This is a genomic window from Granulicella cerasi, from assembly GCF_025685575.1.
Classification (GTDB): domain Bacteria; phylum Acidobacteriota; class Terriglobia; order Terriglobales; family Acidobacteriaceae; genus Granulicella; species Granulicella cerasi.
Genome location: NZ_JAGSYD010000004.1, coordinates 192703 through 210372 on the forward strand (window position 1 = coordinate 192703; position 17670 = coordinate 210372).

Annotated in this window: 21 protein-coding genes; 18 read left to right on the forward strand and 3 right to left on the reverse strand. The window is 59.8% G+C overall.

Features of this window, described 5'->3' with window-relative positions:
- The first annotated feature begins 4 nt into the window (after positions 1 to 4).
- The 18 genes from OHL11_RS14445 to OHL11_RS14530 all read left to right on the forward strand — a co-directional run bounded on the left by OHL11_RS14445 (position 5) and on the right by OHL11_RS14530 (position 14693).
- The gene (locus tag OHL11_RS14445; RefSeq protein ID WP_263372235.1) at positions 5 to 985 is read left to right on the forward strand and encodes a flagellar motor switch protein FliM; all 981 of its coding nucleotides are present in this window, start codon (positions 5 to 7) and stop codon (positions 983 to 985) included.
- Positions 982 to 1254: a FliM/FliN family flagellar motor switch protein gene (locus OHL11_RS14450; RefSeq protein ID WP_263372236.1), complete on the forward strand. Its 273-nt coding sequence runs from the start codon at positions 982 to 984 to the stop codon at positions 1252 to 1254. Before OHL11_RS14445 ends, OHL11_RS14450 begins: the two co-directional genes overlap by 4 nt.
- Positions 1251 to 2213, forward strand: a complete 963-nt coding sequence (locus OHL11_RS14455; protein ID WP_263372237.1) for a hypothetical protein — start codon at positions 1251 to 1253, stop codon at positions 2211 to 2213. The genes OHL11_RS14450 and OHL11_RS14455 overlap by 4 nt, the downstream gene beginning before the upstream one ends.
- Positions 2214 to 2304: 91 nt before the next feature.
- On the forward strand, positions 2305 to 3057 hold the full coding sequence (locus tag OHL11_RS14460; RefSeq protein WP_263372238.1) for a flagellar hook-basal body protein: 753 nt from the start codon (positions 2305 to 2307) through the stop codon (positions 3055 to 3057).
- A gap of 15 nt (positions 3058 to 3072) precedes the next feature.
- Complete coding sequence (gene flgG / locus OHL11_RS14465; protein WP_263372239.1) at positions 3073 to 3861, forward strand: flagellar basal-body rod protein FlgG; 789 nt, start codon at positions 3073 to 3075, stop codon at positions 3859 to 3861.
- Positions 3861 to 4349, forward strand: coding sequence for a hypothetical protein (locus tag OHL11_RS14470; protein WP_263372240.1), 489 nt, complete (start codon positions 3861 to 3863; stop codon positions 4347 to 4349). The genes flgG and OHL11_RS14470 overlap by 1 nt, the downstream gene beginning before the upstream one ends.
- Before the next feature lie 23 nt (positions 4350 to 4372).
- Positions 4373 to 5035 carry a flagellar basal body L-ring protein FlgH gene (locus tag OHL11_RS14475; RefSeq protein WP_263372384.1) on the forward strand — a complete coding sequence of 221 codons (663 nt, stop codon included), beginning with the start codon at positions 4373 to 4375 and terminating at the stop codon, positions 5033 to 5035.
- 4 nt (positions 5036 to 5039) lie between these two features.
- Complete coding sequence (locus tag OHL11_RS14480; RefSeq protein ID WP_390233590.1) at positions 5040 to 6149, forward strand: flagellar basal body P-ring protein FlgI; 1110 nt, start codon at positions 5040 to 5042, stop codon at positions 6147 to 6149.
- A complete protein-coding gene (locus tag OHL11_RS14485; protein WP_263372241.1) occupies positions 6146 to 6448 on the forward strand; it encodes a hypothetical protein in 303 nt (100 codons plus the stop codon). The genes OHL11_RS14480 and OHL11_RS14485 overlap by 4 nt, the downstream gene beginning before the upstream one ends.
- 59 nt (positions 6449 to 6507) lie before the next feature.
- Positions 6508 to 6822 carry a flagellar biosynthesis anti-sigma factor FlgM gene (gene flgM / locus OHL11_RS14490; protein WP_263372242.1) on the forward strand — a complete coding sequence of 105 codons (315 nt, stop codon included), beginning with the start codon at positions 6508 to 6510 and terminating at the stop codon, positions 6820 to 6822.
- 5 nt (positions 6823 to 6827) lie between these two features.
- On the forward strand, positions 6828 to 7106 hold the full coding sequence (locus OHL11_RS14495) for a hypothetical protein (RefSeq protein ID WP_263372243.1): 279 nt from the start codon (positions 6828 to 6830) through the stop codon (positions 7104 to 7106).
- Positions 7094 to 8488, forward strand: coding sequence for a flagellar hook-associated protein FlgK (flgK, locus tag OHL11_RS14500; RefSeq protein WP_263372244.1), 1395 nt, complete (start codon positions 7094 to 7096; stop codon positions 8486 to 8488). Before OHL11_RS14495 ends, flgK begins: the two co-directional genes overlap by 13 nt.
- A 9-nt stretch (positions 8489 to 8497) precedes the next feature.
- Positions 8498 to 9376, forward strand: coding sequence for a flagellin N-terminal helical domain-containing protein (locus OHL11_RS14505; protein ID WP_263372245.1), 879 nt, complete (start codon positions 8498 to 8500; stop codon positions 9374 to 9376).
- A gap of 69 nt (positions 9377 to 9445) precedes the next feature.
- Positions 9446 to 10132 carry a dienelactone hydrolase family protein gene (locus OHL11_RS14510; RefSeq protein ID WP_263372246.1) on the forward strand — a complete coding sequence of 229 codons (687 nt, stop codon included), beginning with the start codon at positions 9446 to 9448 and terminating at the stop codon, positions 10130 to 10132.
- A 223-nt stretch (positions 10133 to 10355) separates the two neighbouring features.
- A complete protein-coding gene (gene rpsO / locus OHL11_RS14515; protein WP_263372247.1) occupies positions 10356 to 10622 on the forward strand; it encodes a 30S ribosomal protein S15 in 267 nt (88 codons plus the stop codon).
- A gap of 280 nt (positions 10623 to 10902) precedes the next feature.
- Complete coding sequence (pnp, locus tag OHL11_RS14520; RefSeq protein WP_263372248.1) at positions 10903 to 13260, forward strand: polyribonucleotide nucleotidyltransferase; 2358 nt, start codon at positions 10903 to 10905, stop codon at positions 13258 to 13260.
- Positions 13261 to 13340: 80 nt separating this feature from the next.
- Positions 13341 to 14228 (forward strand): hypothetical protein, encoded by an 888-nt coding sequence (locus OHL11_RS14525; protein ID WP_263372249.1) that lies wholly within the window; start codon positions 13341 to 13343, stop codon positions 14226 to 14228.
- Between the two features lie 54 nt (positions 14229 to 14282).
- Positions 14283 to 14693, forward strand: coding sequence for a hypothetical protein (locus OHL11_RS14530; RefSeq protein ID WP_263372250.1), 411 nt, complete (start codon positions 14283 to 14285; stop codon positions 14691 to 14693).
- Here the strand turns inward: OHL11_RS14530 and OHL11_RS14535 are convergent, their stop codons facing one another.
- The 3 genes from OHL11_RS14535 to OHL11_RS14545 all read right to left on the reverse strand — a co-directional run bounded on the left by OHL11_RS14535 (position 14694) and on the right by OHL11_RS14545 (position 17643).
- A complete protein-coding gene (locus OHL11_RS14535; protein WP_263372251.1) occupies positions 14694 to 15281 on the reverse strand; it encodes a hypothetical protein in 588 nt (195 codons plus the stop codon).
- A gap of 65 nt (positions 15282 to 15346) precedes the next feature.
- Positions 15347 to 15757, reverse strand: a complete 411-nt coding sequence (locus OHL11_RS14540; protein ID WP_263372252.1) for a peptidoglycan-binding domain-containing protein — start codon at positions 15755 to 15757, stop codon at positions 15347 to 15349.
- Between the two features lie 236 nt (positions 15758 to 15993).
- Positions 15994 to 17643 (reverse strand): trypsin-like peptidase domain-containing protein, encoded by a 1650-nt coding sequence (locus OHL11_RS14545; protein WP_263372253.1) that lies wholly within the window; start codon positions 17641 to 17643, stop codon positions 15994 to 15996.
- Between the last annotated feature and the right edge of the window lie 27 nt (positions 17644 to 17670).

Genomic DNA, 17670 nt, shown 5'->3' on the forward strand with positions numbered 1-17670 from the left:
TGGCATGAACGAAGAAGAGGCAGTTGTCATGGGCCCTGAAGAGGCCAGGCCGTATAACTTCTCGCGCTCGGGGCAGATCTCGACCGAGCAGATGCAGGCAATTGCAATGGTGAACGATGGCATCGCACGCAACCTGACGCACACGCTGGGAGCATGGTTGCGCTCGCAAGTGCAGATTGCGCTGGCTGAGACGACACAGCAGACCTATGGCGAGTATCTCGCGGGGATCGCTGATCCTGCGTATGTCTGCATGTTGCGTCTGGAGCCTTTGAGCAGCATGGGGATGATTGAACTGGATCTCTCTTTGGTGTTCTCGATCGTGGATGTCTTGCTCGGCGGCAAGGGCCATTGCGACCAGGCGCGAGAGGTCACAGAGATTGAAGAGGCTGTACTGAGCTCGGTGCTCGCAATCGTCATGCGTGAGTTGAACACTGCGTGGCAAACGGTAGGGTTGGAGTTTCATCTCGAGAAACGCGAAGCTCGCGCGCGCATGCAGCGATTAAGACCGGCCAGCAAGCGGATGCTCGTTGTGAGCTTCGATGTGCAGTTAGAAGAGACGCAGGCAAAGCTGAGACTCTGCCTGCCGATCGTGACGTTGAACACCATTCACCGTCGGCTGATTGCGGTGCGTGAGCAGCCACGTCGGGACTTCGGCGCCGGCAGCGCGAGGCTTGCGAGCCTGATGGGGCAGAGTCAATTCCGCATGGCGTTGAGAACGCCGTCCACCAAGATCAGTTCGCAAGTGCTACGCGAATTGGCTCCCGGGCATGTGTTGGAGCTTGGTATTCCGCGCAGCGCATCGTCAGAGCTTGTGGTCGGCAACCTTCGTCTTTTGCAGGCCGTTCCGGTGGCGAAAGCGGAGCTTCGTGCTGGCCAGGTCTATGCGGAGCCTTCGACCGCGAAGATCGAAGAACGAGCGGTGCTCGATGGATTCATGACGACGCCGCAGCTTCCATCGCAAACAAGTTCAGGGGTTACCGCATGACCGTCAATGAGTCCGAGATCGACAAGTTATTCGACGTGGAGGTAGAGGCGGCTCTGCAGTTTGGCACTGCAGAGATGAGCCTTCGTGAAGTGCTCGCACTGGGGCCTGGTGATGTCTTTGAGCTGGATCGACATGTTGCGGCTCCGGTTGATCTTGTGGTCAGCCAGCGCATCGTTGCCCGTGGTGAGGTCGTTGTCGTCAAGGGAAATTTTGCGCTTCGCATCACTGAAGTGCTTGGTCCGCAGATGCGATTGGAGCGTGCGCTGTGAAGGTCTTCACTACAGGGCGAGAGGATTTGGTGGCATCACCAACGGCAATTCTGAGCGAGCAGGATTGGGCAGATGATGTGTGGTCTCCCAGCTCGAAAATTACCGTTCGGGATGAGCCTCAGTCTTCTCTCCGCGAGAAGACTCGCTGTTCGTCGCTGGGGTGTGATGCAAGGCCTGCATTCTGGAAGAAGACTGCTCGGCCTGTATTCGAAGATGGTTGGGTATGCAGTAAGAAGTGCGCGCTGCAGCGTGTGACAGCACTCGTCCGCAAGCTGAATTCGCCAATCTGCGAGCGTGTTGGACATCAGCACAGGATCCCGCTGGGGCTCATGATGCTGGAGCGGGGCATGGTGAGCCAGGAGCAGTTGCAGCATGCACTCATACGTCAGCGGAGCGCGGCCGAAGGCCGCATTGGAGACTGGCTGCAGAGGATTGCTGGCGTCTCAACGGAGAATGTTACGCGCGCCTTGGCGGCGCAATGGAGTCGACCGGTGCTACAGGGGGCCGCCGCAATAAAACCAGAGATGGCGCTGGCCATGCCCGCGTCTATTCGCAGGCTGACGGGTGTCTTGCCTTTGCGCGTCCATGCCTCCCAGCGAATGTATGCCGCGTTCACGGATCAGATCGATCATGTAGCGGTCGCCGCGCTTGAGCGCATGACGGGCCTGCATGTTGAGAGCGGCATCGCTGTTTATCGTGATCATTTGCAGGGCTCTGAGGTGCTTGATCGTGCACACGGTGCGATGGAGAAAGAGTATATGTTTCACGATATGGATGAGTTGAGCCGCAGCATCGTGAGCACGCTCTTTCGACAGCAGCCGATTGCATCCCGACTCTGCATGGTGCACGGCGTTTGGTGGTTGCGCATGTGGCTCGAGCCTGCAGCGATTGGCCACATCGGAATGTTGCCCGCGAGTGGTGAAGACGTGTTGGATGTGTTGTTTCGTCGCCCCTCGTAGAGATGTGCCGCTTCTCATCAAACAGAGCCAGGTGAGTAATTTTTGAGAACGCTGAGATTCGTTTGGTCGTAGAGATGCAACTGTAAGCCGCATGGATAGCGGACTCTACGCAGCGTACACGGCACTACGATCACGCACGGAAGCGCTGGATATGGCGGCGCATAATCTCGCGAATGCGAGTACGGCGGGTTTTCATGCGGGGCGCACCTCGTTCCGCGGAATGCTGGCGGATGCTCAGGGCACGCTAGAGTCACAGCTTGGCAACGCGGTCAACAGCCAATCCTTGTTGATGTCTCACCATGTGAGCGATCTGCAAGGGACGATCGCGCCTACGGGCAACACGTTGGATGTGGCGATCCGCGGCAAGGGATATCTTGCCGTACAAACGGCTCAGGGCACGAGGTACACGCGCGATGGTGAGCTGCAGCTCGACAAGAGCGGAACGCTGACCACCAAAAATGGTGACCCTGTTCTGGATAAGCAGGGCGCGAAGATTCAGCTCCCTGCCGGGACGATCACGATCGGTACAGACGGCAGCATTTCAGTGAGCAACGCTGAAGGAAGTGCGGTCGTCTCTCAACTCGGATTGATGGATTTGGGAGTCGGTGGCGCGCAAGAGAGTGCGACGGCGGGCCTTTATGAGCTGGGTGCGAACGCAACCGCGACGATCTCGCAAGAGACGACGGTGCAACAAGGCGCGCTCGAGGGCGCCAACCAGGACACCGTCTCCGGCACAGTGCAACTCGTCGAGATCCAGCGACAGGCCGAGATGATGCAGCGCATGTTGAGCGTCTTCAACAACGACTTTGACAAGACCGCCAGCGAGCAGCTGGCGAAGGTATAGACGAAAGGACGAGCGATGATTCGGGCACTTTACACGGCCGCAAGCGGGATGAGCGCGCAGCAGCAGAACCTCGACACCGTAGCGAACAATCTGGCGAACTCGGCGACGACGGGATTCCGCAAGCGTCGCATGGAGTTTCAGGACATGATCTACCAGAACATGGTGACGCCTGGAGCGGCGGCGAGCACATCCACTGCCTCTGCCGGTCTGCAAATTGGCCTCGGCGTACGCACCGTTGCGTCCGAAGTGATCCAGACCCAAGGAAGCCTGACGCAGACCGGGAACACACTTGATGTGGCAATTCAAGGCAATGGCTTCTTTCAAGTGACGATGCCGAATGGAACCACCGCTTACACGCGTGATGGCAACTTCCACCTCAGCAATCAGGGGCAGGTCGTGACAGCAGACGGTAACGCGCTCCTGCCGTCGATCACTGTGCCTTCGAATGCAACAAGCGTGACGGTATCGCAGTACGGTGTGGTCTCGGCGACGCTGCCCGGACAGACGGCGTCGACACAGCTGGGGCAGATTACCCTTGCGACCTTCCCGAACGCCGGCGGCTTGAGCGCACTTGGAAGCAACTTGTTTGAGCAGACGTCCGCATCAGGAAACGCGATCACCGACAACCCAGGAGGATCGACAGGCATGGGAACGCTGCAGCAGGGCTATGTCGAGAACTCCAACGTGGACGTCACGGAGGAGTTTGTGCAGATGATCGTCGCGCAGCGTGCGTACGAGTCGAACAGCAAGGTGATGCATGTGGCCGACGATATGTATCAGGACATCAACGGGCTGGTGCGCTGATGCTCCGCCTGGCGTTGTTGTGTGCGCTTGTATCCACAGCAGGCTATGCGTTCCCGCTTCATGGTCCGTGCGCGCCGACCGCTGAGGCCGCCGTAGCGAAGATGCTGGAGGCTGCAGTGGATGCAGGAATTGTGACGGGGTTTCGCGTCGAGCATGTGCATGTGGACGCGGTACGTGGTGAAGGATATGCCTTGGTGGGGCGGTGTGGCGGGTCGTCGGAGCCGCTGACCGCGGTGAAGTTGCCGACGATGAGAGTGAAGCTGATGACGAACGAGAAGACAACATTGATTCATCCCGGGGATGCACTGTTGGTGCTGAAGGTCACAAACGATACGCATCTGCAATTGGAGGGACGCGCGGAGGGAGCAGGTGCAGTTGGTCAGGAGATTATGGTGCGACTCACGGACGCACTTGTGCGCGATGGTGTGCTCGGTGCAAAGCTGCGCTGCCGCGTAAAGAGCGCGGGTGTTGTGGAGGTGCTTCCGTGAAGACTTTTTGTCTTTGTCTCTTGATGGGCGCGAGTGTCTTGAGCGCGCAGACGAAGTCCGCGAAGTCTGATCCTGCGTCGAGTTCGTTGAGCGCTTATCTATCCAGAGTGCGTGCAGAGAATGCATCGGATCTTCCGTCTACAGGCTCTATCTGGACGGAGAACGGGCGCTTCGCGCGGCTGAGCGCAGACCCGCGAGCAAGTCGACCGCATGATCTGATCTCAGTCGTGGTGAACGAGAGTCTTTCTGCGACGACAGATGGAACGGTGAAGAACTCTCGCTCCAGCAGCGCAAGCTCCGGCATCAGCGGCTTGATCGGCAAACTACATGCGGGCAATGCGATGCAGAATTTGCTGACGCAGAACTCCGCCTCAGCGCTCAACGCAGCGGGGGACAGCGAAACCAGCTCCAGCTTGAACACCACGCTTGGCGGACAGGTTGTCGAGGTCCTGCCCAACGGCATGTTGGTGATCGAAGCAGCACGGCAGGTGGAGTTCAACCAACAGACGCAGACGATCGTGCTGCGTGGACTGGTGCGTCCTGAAGATATTTCGCAGAGCAATCAAGTGCTCTCGACGGCGATCTCGAGTCTGGAGCTTGAGGTGAAGGGCAAGGGGATCATCAACGACTACACGCATCGACAGAACCCATTGGTGCGGTTCATCGAAAAGCTGCTGGTGTTCTAAGGGGATGACGATGCGACGTTGGATATGTCTTGTGTTGTTGGCTTGTGCTGCGCGCGCGAATGCCAGGGATGTGGCGAAGCCGATGCTGGCGCGTGTGAAGGACATCGCGTCCATCGAAGGTGTACGTGAGAACCAGCTGGTCGGCTACGGCATCGTCGTGGGCTTGCAGGGGACTGGTGACTCGCAGCAGACAAGCTTTCCGGTGCAAACGCTAGCGGCGACACTGCTGCGCATGGGCGTTAGCGTCTCGCCAAGTGCGATTCGTGTACAGAATATGGCGGCGGTGTTTGTTTCGGCGCAGCTGCCGGAGTTTGCGGACTCCGGCGCGAAGATCGACGTCACTGTTTCCTCGGCTGGCGATGCGAAGAGCATCGAAGGCGGAGTGCTCTTGATGACTCCGCTTTACGGCGCTGATGGTCGCATCTATGCGCAGTCGCAGGGGCCTGTAGTGCTCGGTGGATACTCCGTGAGCGCTAACGGATCGAGTAAAACGGTGAATCACGCGACGACAGGACGCATCCCGCTGGGAGCTATGGTGGAGCGCGCCGCCCCGACCGCGCTTGGATCACGTCGTGAGTTTGTATTAGCGCTGCACGAGGCTGACTTCCGCTCGGCGGGCGCGATGGCCGATGCGATCAACTCACAGGTGCAAGGAGTGGGGGCGCGCGCGATCGATAGCCGTCGCATTGAGCTGCATGTGAATCCGTCGCTCGATGTGCCTGGCGCACTTGCACGTGTGGAGGCGGTGGAGGTGCCGTTCTATCCGAAGGCGCGCGTGGTGGTGAATGAACGGACAGGCACTGTGGTGATCGGTGGGTTGGTCGTGTTGCAGCCGGTGTCGATTCTGCATGGCGGTCTTTCCGTAAATGTGGTGACGCAGTACAGCGTGTCGCAGCCTGGACCGCTTAATCAGGGGCAAACTGAGGTCGTGCCGGTGACCAGACTGGAAGCGAAAGATAAACCGGTGAATCGGATCGAGTTGAAACAGGGTGCAACCGTGGACGAGCTGGTGCGCGATCTGCAGATGATCGGAGCGACCGCACGCGATGTGATCTCGATTCTGCAGGCGATGCACTCTGCTGGTGCTCTGGAAGCGGAGATTGAGGTGCTATGACGAGTGTTGCGGGTGTGCACACGAGTGGGCCGGTGCCCGCCAACGAAGATGCGGTGAAACATCACAAGCTGGTGGACGCGGCGCAGCAGTTTGAGGCGATCTTCCTGCAGGAGATGTTGAAGAGCAGCTTCGGTAGCGATGAGTCGCAGACAGAGAGCGATGGCGCGAACGGCACGATGAAGAGCCTGGGCGTGGAGTCGATGTCGAAGGCCGTCGCAACCGCTGGCGGGTTTGGAGTCGCACGGCAGATTGTCGCGAAGGTCGAAGCCGAGAACCAGAAACTTGAGACCGGGAAATAATTTCGGACGGCGCTAAAGTCTCCCTCGCATCGGCCGATGAAGTAAGTAAGGAGAAAGCCATGACTCAGATCAATAGCTTGCAGATGTCGACGATGGGGTTGTCGACAATGAACGTAGGGGAGTCCGACTCGCTGGATAAGGCAGCACCGGCTGCTGCGATGGAGAGCACGAGCACCGGTTCGGTGAATGCATCGGCGCCGTCGACGGTTGTCGTAAGCAACACGGGGAATTTGCTCTCGCAGAATGTGGGAGATGACGACATCCGCGCGGACAAGGTGTCGGCGCTGCAGGCTGCGATTACATCCGGCAGCTACAACGTGAGCGCATCGCAGGTGGCCGACAAGCTGATGGGCTTCATGATGGAAGGGAAGTAACGACGATGTTGAAGCCTTTGTTGCAGCAGAGCATTACGGCACTCGGGCAGATGGACGCAGAACGCCTGGAAGCGTTGTGTGAGCAGGCGGAAGATCTTCGATCGCAGACTTCAGGCGCTGGTGATTTGCCCGTCGCAGAGGTTTCTGCGCTCAAGCAGACGCTCTTCGAGCTGCTGCGCACGACCGACGAAAATCTGCGGGTACTGCGTGAGCTGCGTGGATTGCGTGCGAGCGGTCTGTCGGGGGATGCATCGCAAGATGGGGAGCTGCGATGGGTTCGCTGACCGCATTAATGTCGCTGGCGAAGAACGCGCTGGATGCTGACCAGACCGCGCTGAATACGACCGCGAATAATGTGGCCAACCAGAACACGGCAGGCTACACGCGACAGATCGTGAGCTTTACGACGAGCGATCGCGTCACCATTTCCGGCGAGAGCACAGGCGTGGATGCGACGGTGAGTTCGCAGCGTTCGCGAGTGCTGGAGCAGCGGTTACAGCAGGCGACATCGACCTCAAGCGCTGCGGCCGCGCGTTTGACGGCTTTGCAGAGTGTGGAATCGGGGTTTGGACTGTCCTCCACAAGTAGCAACGCGAGTTCGACAGAACTAGGATCTGCACTGGACGGATTCTTTTCCGCGTTGTCTTCGTTGGAATCGGCCCCCACGGATGCAGCGACGCGCCAGTCTGTTCTGAGCGCGGCGCAGACTCTGGCTACGGCGTTCAACGATGCATCGAATACCATCTCGCAGGAGACGAGTTCGCTAAATAGCGGCATCGCAAGCTCGGCGAAGCAGATTGATAGCTTGACGAGCACCATCGCTTCATTGAACTCACAGATCACGTCGATGGGATCCGACGAGGATGCCGGCACGCTCGAGGACCAGCGACAGGAAGCCGTGAAACAGCTATCGGCTTTGATCGGCGTCAACTCCATCACGACCGAGAACAACGGGCTGACGCTGACGACCTCCACGGGCGCAGTATTGGTGAGCGGAGCGAACGCCTATAGCGTTTCCACGACCACGGTGAACGGCAACATGCAGCTCGTTGCCGGAGATCCTGCAACGTTGCAGAGTGGTATCTCCGGCGGATCAATCGGCGGAATGCTGCAGACGCGTGATCAGGATCTTCCGTCGATGATGAGTTCGCTGGATCAGCTTGCGAATGCCTTGGGCAACGCAATGAACACGCAGAACGAGGCGGGGCTCACCCCGAGCGGAGGGGCGGGAGGAGCTATCTTCTCCTTGCCATCGAGCGTTGCCGGATCGGCCGCGCAGATCACTGTCGCGATGAGCTCTACGGATGGCCTCGCGACAGCGGCTAGTGGTGAAGGCGCCGCCGGAACTTCGAACGCGATCGCCCTGGCGAAGATTGCGTCGAGTGCATTGGTCAGCGGACAGACGGCCGACTCGTTCTTCGCAAGCTTCCTGGGCGCGCTGGGAACGACGGTGTCTGCAGCCACGACGGACGAGAGCACCGCGAGCGCGGCGACGACCCAGGCGCAAACGGCACGCGACAGCTTGTCGGCGGTATCGCTCGACGAAGAAGCTTCGGCGCTGTCGCAGTTTCAGCGCTCGTACCAGGCGGCGGCAAAATTGTTCTCTGTCATCGACGCGATCATGGCGGATGCGATCAACCTCGGCCAGACAACGACAGTGAGCTAGGAGGAGACGATGTTGCGAGTAGATCCGCTGTTCAATCTCAATGCGGCGAGCAACCTGAATCGGCTGGCGGGACAGGAAAGCACGCTGACCTCGGAGTTGTCGAGTGGGCTGCGCGTGTCGAGCGCTTCGGACGATCCCGCGGCGGCGGCGGCAAGCGTGCGCATGGGCAGTAAGATCGCGCAGGACGATACATTCGTCCAGACCGCATCGAGTCTGGAGAGCCGCCTGCAGACCGCAGACTCCGCGTTGAGTTCCGTGGTGACCCAGGTGACCTCTGCGATCACGTTGGGCGTAGAAGGGACGAACGGCACACTGACTGCGAGCAACCTGCAGGCGATCGCGCAGCAGTTGACCTCGATTCGCGACCAGGTAGTCTCGCTGGCGAATACGTCTTACAACGGCACGTATGTTTTCGGCGGCACGAGCGACACACAGCCATATGCCAGCGCCACCTCAGGCTACGCGGGCGATGCCGATACGCAGTTCGCGTCGACACCTACGGGGCAGAAGATTGCGACGACGATGGATGGCTCGAGCATCTTCTCGTCAAGCAACGCCGATTTGCTGGGAAGCCTCAACAATCTGATTGCGGACTTTTCTGCAGGCACTGCATCGTCGAGCTCGACAACGGATTTGAATACGCTGCGAAGTGCGCTGGATGTCGTGACGACACAGCGCGGTGTGCTGGCGGCCTCCACAAACGCGCTAAGCGCTGCAAGCACATATGCTTCCACAGAGATCACGAACCTGACCGCCGGCCAGAGTTCGCTCGTGTCGGCGGATACGACGAAGGTTGCCACGGACCTGAGCACAACCGAAACGCAGGAGAAAGCCCTGCTGAGCGCCGCCACTGCGGTGAACAAGTACTCGCTGTTCGATTACATGTAGAAGGCGTTCATCTTCTTGCAGCTTTCCGCAGAGTATCTTCGTCTTATTGCGATAAGGAGCATTTGACGAATGGGTGATTGGGTAAAGCTGACGGCTGCCGATGGCAACGAACTGAGCGCGTATGTGGCAAAGCCTTCGGGCGAAGTGCGCGGAGGCGTGGTCGTGGTGCAGGAGATCTTCGGTGTGAATCCGTCGATCCAGGGCGCGGCCGACTGGCTGGCAAGCGAAGGCTATGTGGCGATTGCTCCGGCGATCTTCGACCGTTATGAGAAGGACGTTCAGCTTGGCTATGACGAAGCGAGCATGAAGAAGGCTTACGAGCTGTATGCGAAGCTCAACCCGGATAACACATTGAACGATGTGGCTGCGGCGTTTGAGTTCGTAAAGAACGAAGGCAAGGGCACTGCAGTCCTGGGATTCTGCTATGGCGGCCTGACGGCGTGGCTTTCGGCGGCACGCGGACCTGCTTTCGGCTTCACACCGACTTGCACGGTGGGCTACTACGCAGGTGGCGTCGGCAAGGTGGCGGCTGAGGCGATCCATTGCCCGGTGATGCTGCATTTCGGTGCGGACGACGACCACATCGGCGCGGATCAGCGCGAAGCGGTAGCGGCGGCTCATCCTGAGGTCGAAATTCACGTCTACGACGGCGCAGGACACGCGTTCGCGAATCCAGCTCGCCCGAGCTTCGTGGCAGCCGCGGCCAAGGTCGCGGACGAGCGCTCGATCAGCTTCCTGCGCAAGCATCTCGGTTAGTTCTCTGCAGCGTTTCGTAGAACGCAAGTCAGGCGGATACGGGAAGCTCCCGTATCCGCTTTATTTTCTGCGGGAAAGCCAGATTCTTACGAATAGATTGAGGTGGCATCAAGAACGGTGCATTTGCGGCTTGCAAACGGCCAAATATCGCGGGTTTAGTGGTATTCTGATACGAGTCACTAAGAGTAGTGGACTAGACAAAAGATTTAGGAGCATCACCGCCGTGTTGGCAACTGCTAAGAAGAACGACATCATCACGAAATTCCGCACGCACGATTCGGACACCGGCAGCCCGGAAGTCCAGATTGCGATCCTTTCGGAGCGCATCGGCGAGCTTAACGAGCACTTCAAGGCGCACAAGAAGGACCACGGCTCGCGCCGCGGCATGCTTATGCTGGTCTCGAAGCGCCGTCGCCTGCTGGACTACCTGAAGACGACTGACTCGGATCGTTACCGTGAAGTCATCGGCAAGCTCGGTATCCGTAAGTAAATTCGCTGGTCGGACGCGAGGATATCGCGTCTGCTGGAGTGCAGGAATCCTTGAATTTCGTTGCGATGACCGAGCAGCAGGGCTGGTTTCGACTGGGCCTGTTTGCCTCGCGCACGGTGAGCAGCCTACGCGCTCATCGCAGCGGTTCTGCATCTTCAAACCAGCCCTAACCTCAAAGACCCCGACCGAATTTTCGGCGGGGTTTTCGTTTTAGCTGCGAACGTAGCGCTTAAACGCAAAAGCTTAAAGCAAACAAAGAAGACGAAAAGGAAGAACCTGAATGAAGCAGGAAGTAACCGTACAGCTTGCCGGTGGCAAGAGCATCACGTTTGAGACAGGTCGCATTGCCAAGCAGGCAAGCGGCGCTGTTTACACGACCAGCGGCGACAACGCTGTGCTCGCTACGGCAGTGGCCTCGGCCGACCCCAAGGAAGGCATCGACTTTTTCCCGCTCACCGTGGAATACCGCGAGTTCACCTACGCCGGTGGCCGCATTCCGGGTGGCTTCATCAAGCGTGAAGGCCGTCCGAGCGAGAAGGAAATCCTGACCTCGCGTCAGATCGATCGCCCGATCCGCCCCCTCTTCCCGGAGACCTTCCGCAATGAGACCCAGGTGGTCGCGTTCGTGTACTCCGCGGACAAGGAAAACGACCCGGACGTTCTCGGCATCAACGGCGCGAGCTGCGCGCTGACGCTTTCGGACATCCCGTTCCAGGGCCCGATCGGCGCTGTGCGTATCGGCATCGTGAACGACGAGTTCATCGTGAACCCGACGTACACCGAGCGCCTCTCCTCGACGCTGAACATCATGGTTGCTGGAACGAAGGCCGGCATCACGATGATCGAGTCGGGTGCGAAGGAAATCGGCGAAGATCGCGTGGTGGACGCGATTGAGTTTGCGCACGAGCAGATCAAGAAGATCGTGGCAGGCATCGAGGAGCTGGCCGCGAAGGCTGGCAAGACGAAGCGAACGGTTGCCGTCGTTGAAAAGGACGAAGCTTACGCGAAGGAGCTCGAAGCGAAGATCGGCGAGAGCCTGAAGGACGCTCTGAACACGAAGAAGTATCCGAAGTTCGAGAGCTACGCGAAGGTTAAGGAAGTTAAGGATTCGGTCAAGAAGGACCTTCCCGCAGACGACAAGGATGCCGCAAAGAAGCTGAACGCTTACTTCGAAGGCATGCGCGAGAAGATCTTCCGCGACCAGGTGCTGGACGAGCGTATCCGTCCGGATCACCGCCAGTTTGACGAGATCCGCGCGATCTCGATCGAGCTCGGCGTGCTGCCGCGCGTCCACGGATCGGCGATCTTCACCCGCGGCGAAACTCAGGCACTCGTGTCGGCAACGCTGGGCACGAGCGACGACGCGCAGCGCATGGAGTCGTACGAAGGCGAGCAGAAGCGCGCGTTCATGCTGCACTACAACTTCCCACCGTTCTCGGTGGGCGAAGTGGGCCGCATGACCGGCGTAGGTCGCCGCGAGATCGGTCATGGCGCGCTGGCATGGCGCGCGATCGAAGCAGTTCTGCCCGAGGAGTCGCCGTACGTTCTGCGTGTGGTTTCCGACATTCTCGAGTCGAACGGATCGTCGTCGATGGCGACGGTTTGCGGTGCGTCGCTCTCGCTCATGCAGGCTGGTATCAAGCTGAAGGGTGCAGTGGCCGGCGTGGCGATGGGTCTCGTGATGGAAGGCGACAAGTACGCCATCCTGACCGACATCGCAGGCGCAGAAGATCACTACGGCGACATGGACTTCAAGGTGGCCGGTACGCGCAATGGCATCACGGCGCTGCAGATGGACATCAAGATCATGGGCATCACGCCGCAGATCATGCGTGAGGCACTGGCGCAGGCGAAGGCTGGCCGTCTCCACATCCTGGACAAGATGGAAGCTGCGATCGCTGCACCGAGCGAAGAGACTTCGAAGTACGCTCCGCGCATCCACACGCTGCAGATCCCGACCGACAAGATCCGCGACCTCATCGGCCCTGGCGGCAAGGTGATCAAGGGCATCGTGGAAGCGACCGGCGTGAAGATCGACGTTGAGGACTCGGGCAAGGTGAACATCGCTTCGTCGGATCCGGACAACCTCGCGAAGGCGATCCAGATGGTTTCGGACATCACGGCTGTGCCGGAAGTGGGCAAGACCTACCTCGGCAAGGTGGTTCGTCTGGCGGAGTTCGGCGCATTCGTCGAAATCTTCCAGGGCACCGATGGCCTGCTGCACGTTTCCGAAATCGCAGAGCACCGTGTGAAGGAAGTGAAGGACGAGCTTCGCGAAGGTGATCAGATCCTAGTGAAGGTGCTGGCAATCGAAGGCAACCGCATCAAGCTCAGCCGTAAGGCTGTGCTGAAGGAACAGCGCGCCAAGCTCGGCCTGCCGGAAACGCAGGAAGGCGGAGCAGCTCCGGCACGTCCGCAGCATGAGAACACCGTAGTGGTTGAAGGCGGAGACGACTTTGATGACGACGATGATTTCGAAGACGGTGAGGATGAGGGCGAAGAGACGGAGTCGACCGGTGAAGAGCCGGCAGCGACTGACGGCTCGAAGCCTGCTGGTGATCGTCAGCGTCGTCGCCGCCGTCGTCCGGGCCGTCGCCCGGGTGGCAACGGTGGTGGAAACGCCGGAGCAGCCAGCTAAGTGGGTTCGCTACAAAAATAGACGAAAGGCCGCGCTACCTTGCGCGGCCTTTCGTGTTTTTGACGTCTAAGTACTCAAGCATGAGTGAAACTGCTGCAAGTTCGACGTTTCGGCGCTGGTGGCCCTTTGTCTGCCTCTGCGTGTTTACGGCTGTTCGCTGGTCCGTAGGCGAAAGTGTGCCTGCGAGTCTGCCGTCGCTATGGTCGACAGCTTTAGGCTGCCTGACGGCTTGCCTGATCGCGTTGACGGTGGCGACGCTGCGGCATGAGCCGAAGTTGCTGCTGCGCGACGGGCTCGCCTCTTTCGCGGCGGGAAGTCTGATGCTCGGCGGCCCGTTGCTGGGAGTCCTGCTGGGAACGCGGTTCATCGATGCAAGTGCGTTGACGCTGGCGTTGGCGCTGGTACCTGTGGTCGTGGCCGTAGCGCGGCCCGCGTTTCATCGTGGCGATCGTCAAGAACTGGCCGGGCGACTCTGGCCGGGGATTGCCGCGGTGGCGGGAATGCTGCTGTTGCTGCCCCAGCCCGCGTTGAGTGGCGCACTTCCATGGATCGCGCTAGGAGCTGCTCCGATCATGGCAGGCGTTGGCGCCATGTGGCTGCGGACGCGTGCGGGCTCGGCGTCCTGGCGCGCTGCGCTTGCGTTAGCTGCGGGCATGCTGGTCGCTGTGGCTGTCGCTTTTGTGCGGCACCTTCCTGTGAGCCACGCGACGTTGCTGGCTTCAGCGTTTGACGCCGCGACCGCTGGGCTGACGGTGCTTACACTCTTCCGCGTGGGCGGCACACGGTGGTCCGCGCAATTTGTGCTGGTGCCGCTCGTCGTGATCGCAGAAGGAGTGTTGCTGTTGCGACCGCATCTTGATCCGCGGACGATTGCCGGGCTTGCGCTGATGCTCTTTGCCGCGGTGTTTCTGCTGCTCCCGCCAAAGATGGATGACGCAGAGTTTGGTGTGCCGGTGAGTGACGAGTAATCGCTGACGATAGGGCTTGCGCTTGCTCGGGGAGATGGCGTTACACTCTGGGCAATGGCGGCTTCGATGTACATCGTGGTGGAAGGCGAAGATCCGGGCTACGACATCTTCGTGAACGGCCGGGCCCTGGCGCGACATGAGTCCGCGGTAGAGCGGTTGGCGCTGGAGCTTGGTGTGAAGCCGCTGCTGGAGTTCTTCTCGGCCGACGAGCACTCGATGGCGTTGCTGATCGAAGAAGGCGCAGGGAATCCGGACTTATTGAAGCGTCTGCCTCCGCCGCAGTGGTATCGCGGAGAGGATGGCCTGCGCACGATTGATGCGCTGGTGGTGACGCTCGAGGAGGATCCGTATCAGCTCGGCAGCGAAGGGGCCATGGTGCTGGCGGAGTTGCGCGAGTACCAGTCGGTGCTGCGAAAGACCGCCGAGCGTGATCTGCGCTGGCATCTTGCGGTGAGCTGGCGGTAGTTACTTCACGGAAAGTTCGCTATCGAAATCCACGACGAGATTGCCGTTTGAGACCTGCATCGAGTGGATTTTCAGACCGTCAAGGTGCATTTCGTAACCGGTCTGCTGCAGCGAATTCTTGAGCAGCTGGCGGATGAGATCGGCGGCGTTGATCTTCATCTGCTGGGGAAGCTTCTTCGTCAGAAACGGGACGAGCAGGAAGTTCAACTCGCGACTGGCAGCGAGGTTATCGACGCGTGCGTCGCGGAACCCGATGGACTCGCCCTCAGCTTCCGGGATTACGGAGACATCGGCATCGGTGGTGAGTCCGACGCCGATGCAGTTGCCGAAGACGCTGCTGCCCAAGCGGCTCTTTGTGCTGACGTGGATGACGATGCGGTCGTCTTTGAAAGAGACTTTCGGGTCTCGCGCGTAAACGAAGCACGGCTGGCCATCTTTGCCCTTGATGAAATACTTGCCGTCCGGTCCGGTGAAGAGCTGCTGGTGCAGCGTGCGTTCGAGCGCCTGAGCGGAGATCTTAATTTCCGTGGCGTGGGCTTGCATGGCCAGGAGGAACGCGGCGAAGACGAGGGCGAAGCGCAGCTTCATGGGTCAAGAATAACGCAATAAAATGCCGGAATCCTGAGGATTCCGGCATTTTGCGGGAGCGGTTGCTATTGCTGCGAGCTCGCGTCGGAGACGCCGCCGCCGGCAGGAGAGGATGGCGCGGAAGCGACAGCCGTCGTGTCATTGTGCGCGAGCCCGAGCTTGATCAGAGCGCGCGAGTCGGGCGTGTACTTGGTCTGCCAGCCGTTGTCGGATTGCATCTTCTGCATGGCCGAGACGGAGGACGAGTCCCAGTTACCCGAAGGCTCGCCGGTGAGGTAGCCCTGCTTGATGAGCGCTGCTTGAATGGCCGTAGCGCGCTCCGGAGCCATCGCCGGGGTGTGCGATACGGCGGCAGCGGTCTTCTTGTGTGCGCTGGAATGTGAAGTGGTGGCAGCGTGCTTGGCATGGTGCGGGCGCGCGGCTGCGGCGGGAAGTGCGATGGAGAAGAGCAGAGCGAAAGCGGTAGCAGAACGCATCGTGAAATCTGACCTCATACGATCGTTGTCGGCAGCCTGAGGGCGTGCGCTGGAATTCTTATCGTAGCCCGATTTGGCGGCCACGAGGCACACCTGACAGGTAGCTATCAGGGTACCTTTGTGTGGACGCGCGTCGTCGTGGAATGTTGTGGAAAAGAGTTCCATGAAGTGGAAAGCCCGACCAAAATTGGCCGGGCTTTTCCGTGTGCTCAAAGCAACCTTATGGCTGCTTCTGTTTACGGGAGAGTACCGCCGATGAAGTTGGATCCACCGCCGGTCTGGGCGCGAACGACGAAAACCACGTCGTCTCCGGACTTCAGATTGCTGACGATCGAGCGGTAGCTCGAGACGTCCGTGACGGCATGGCGGTTGATCTCGGTGATGACCGCAGTGCGGGTCAGACCGACTTCGTCCGCGAACGAACCCGGGCGGACCGCCGTAACGACCACGCCACCGTTCTTCAGGCCGAGCTTCGAGGCCATCGGGGCGGGGACGGCCGAGACCGTGATGCCCAGCTTGGCCTGACCGGCCTGGCCAGCGTCGCTGTCATCGGGTGCGTTGTTGGAGGAGTCGCTCTTGTCGAGATCGTCGAAGAGCTTGGCGCGGTCAGCAATGCCAACCTCTGCCGACTCCTGCTTGCCGTTGCGGAGATAGCCGATCTTCACGGTCGAACCGGGCGTCTTCGCGGAGATGATGCTGACGAGTTCGTCGCCATCCTTCACCGGCTTGCCGTCTATGGTGACGATGATGTCGTTCGGCTGCAGGCCAGCCTTCGCTGCGGGCATGTTCGGCGTAACTGCGCTGACCATGACGCCACCGTTGGCGAAGCCGTACATGCGACCGACCGCCGAGGACTGATTGGCCTGGAACTGGATGCCGATAGAGCCGCGCGTGACCTTGTGGCTCGGGCCGATCAGCATGTTGTAGACGTTGATGAGGATGTTCGACGGCATCGCGAAGCCGACACCTTCAGAGCCGGCCGACTGTGTGTAGATCGCCGTGTTCATGCCGATCACCGAGCCGGACATATCGACGAGCGGGCCGCCGGAGTTGCCGGGGTTGATCGCCGCGTCGGTCTGGATGAAGCGCTGGAACTGGTTCTTCGAGACGCCGTTTGCGTCAGGACCTTCGTCGATCGAGCGGTTCTTGGCAGAGATGATGCCCGCCGAAACCGTGTGCGACAAACCGAAGGGGCTGCCGATGGCAAGAACCCAGTCGCCGACCTGCGGACCGTCGGAGTTGCCGAGCTTTACGGTCGGCAACGTCATGCCCTTGGGGTCGATCTTGATGACGGCGATGTCGGTGTCCTTGTCGGTGCCGACAACGGTAGCGGGACGGCCCGGATCGAGAGGATTTTCGGGGTCGGACGAGAGCTTCACGTAGATGTGGTCAGCCTTGTCGACGACGTGGTTGTTCGTGATGATGTAGCCGCGCTGGTCGACGATGAAGCCCGAACCGAGAGCGCGACGCGTTCCACCGGTAGCATCGCCATCCCCGTTGGGGTTCTGGCCGCCGAAGAACTTGTTGAAGAAGTCCTGCATGTCGTTCTGCTGGTCGTCGTCATCGCCGCCGTTGGGGACGGGCATGTTACGACCGCCGCGACGCTTGCTCGCAGGCTTGGGCGTGGACTCGGTATTGATGTTCACCACCGCGGGCTCAACCTGCTTGACGATGGTCGAGAAGCCGTTGGAAAGCGTAACCGGAGAGGGAATGGTCAGCGGCTTCGCATCGGAGGCCTTCTGCTCGGCGCCGTGAACGCGGCCGGTGAGCAGAGAGCCAGCAAGGACGCCGACGGAAAGAGCGCCGAGCACCGTGAAGGTGGTGGTCAGACGACCGGAACGGATGTTGGTCCAAAAGGATGTAAACGGGTGCTTGGGAGATGACATCTTTGTGTATTTTCCTCGTTCTCGATT

What these genes read in the sequence shown, in the direction of transcription:
- OHL11_RS14450 (WP_263372236.1), top strand. Translation starts at nt 982, where the DNA reads ATGACCGTCAATGAGTCCGAGATCGACAAGTTATTCGACGTGGAGGTA.
- OHL11_RS14475 (WP_263372384.1), top strand. Translation starts at nt 4,373, where the DNA reads ATGGGCGCGAGTGTCTTGAGCGCGCAGACGAAGTCCGCGAAGTCTGAT.
- flgM (WP_263372242.1), top strand. Translation starts at nt 6,508, where the DNA reads ATGACTCAGATCAATAGCTTGCAGATGTCGACGATGGGGTTGTCGACA.
- OHL11_RS14540 (WP_263372252.1), bottom strand. Translation starts at nt 15,757, where the DNA reads ATGCGTTCTGCTACCGCTTTCGCTCTGCTCTTCTCCATCGCACTTCCC.
- OHL11_RS14460 (WP_263372238.1), top strand. Translation starts at nt 2,305, where the DNA reads ATGGATAGCGGACTCTACGCAGCGTACACGGCACTACGATCACGCACG.
- OHL11_RS14485 (WP_263372241.1), top strand. Translation starts at nt 6,146, where the DNA reads ATGACGAGTGTTGCGGGTGTGCACACGAGTGGGCCGGTGCCCGCCAAC.
- OHL11_RS14510 (WP_263372246.1), top strand. Translation starts at nt 9,446, where the DNA reads ATGGGTGATTGGGTAAAGCTGACGGCTGCCGATGGCAACGAACTGAGC.
- flgG (WP_263372239.1), top strand. Translation starts at nt 3,073, where the DNA reads ATGATTCGGGCACTTTACACGGCCGCAAGCGGGATGAGCGCGCAGCAG.
- OHL11_RS14530 (WP_263372250.1), top strand. Translation starts at nt 14,283, where the DNA reads ATGGCGGCTTCGATGTACATCGTGGTGGAAGGCGAAGATCCGGGCTAC.
- OHL11_RS14495 (WP_263372243.1), top strand. Translation starts at nt 6,828, where the DNA reads ATGTTGAAGCCTTTGTTGCAGCAGAGCATTACGGCACTCGGGCAGATG.
- OHL11_RS14545 (WP_263372253.1), bottom strand. Translation starts at nt 17,643, where the DNA reads ATGTCATCTCCCAAGCACCCGTTTACATCCTTTTGGACCAACATCCGT.
- OHL11_RS14480 (WP_390233590.1), top strand. Translation starts at nt 5,040, where the DNA reads ATGACGATGCGACGTTGGATATGTCTTGTGTTGTTGGCTTGTGCTGCG.
- pnp (WP_263372248.1), top strand. Translation starts at nt 10,903, where the DNA reads ATGAAGCAGGAAGTAACCGTACAGCTTGCCGGTGGCAAGAGCATCACG.
- OHL11_RS14445 (WP_263372235.1), top strand. Translation starts at nt 5, where the DNA reads ATGAACGAAGAAGAGGCAGTTGTCATGGGCCCTGAAGAGGCCAGGCCG.
- OHL11_RS14505 (WP_263372245.1), top strand. Translation starts at nt 8,498, where the DNA reads ATGTTGCGAGTAGATCCGCTGTTCAATCTCAATGCGGCGAGCAACCTG.
- flgK (WP_263372244.1), top strand. Translation starts at nt 7,094, where the DNA reads ATGGGTTCGCTGACCGCATTAATGTCGCTGGCGAAGAACGCGCTGGAT.
- OHL11_RS14525 (WP_263372249.1), top strand. Translation starts at nt 13,341, where the DNA reads ATGAGTGAAACTGCTGCAAGTTCGACGTTTCGGCGCTGGTGGCCCTTT.
- OHL11_RS14470 (WP_263372240.1), top strand. Translation starts at nt 3,861, where the DNA reads ATGCTCCGCCTGGCGTTGTTGTGTGCGCTTGTATCCACAGCAGGCTAT.
- OHL11_RS14535 (WP_263372251.1), bottom strand. Translation starts at nt 15,281, where the DNA reads ATGAAGCTGCGCTTCGCCCTCGTCTTCGCCGCGTTCCTCCTGGCCATG.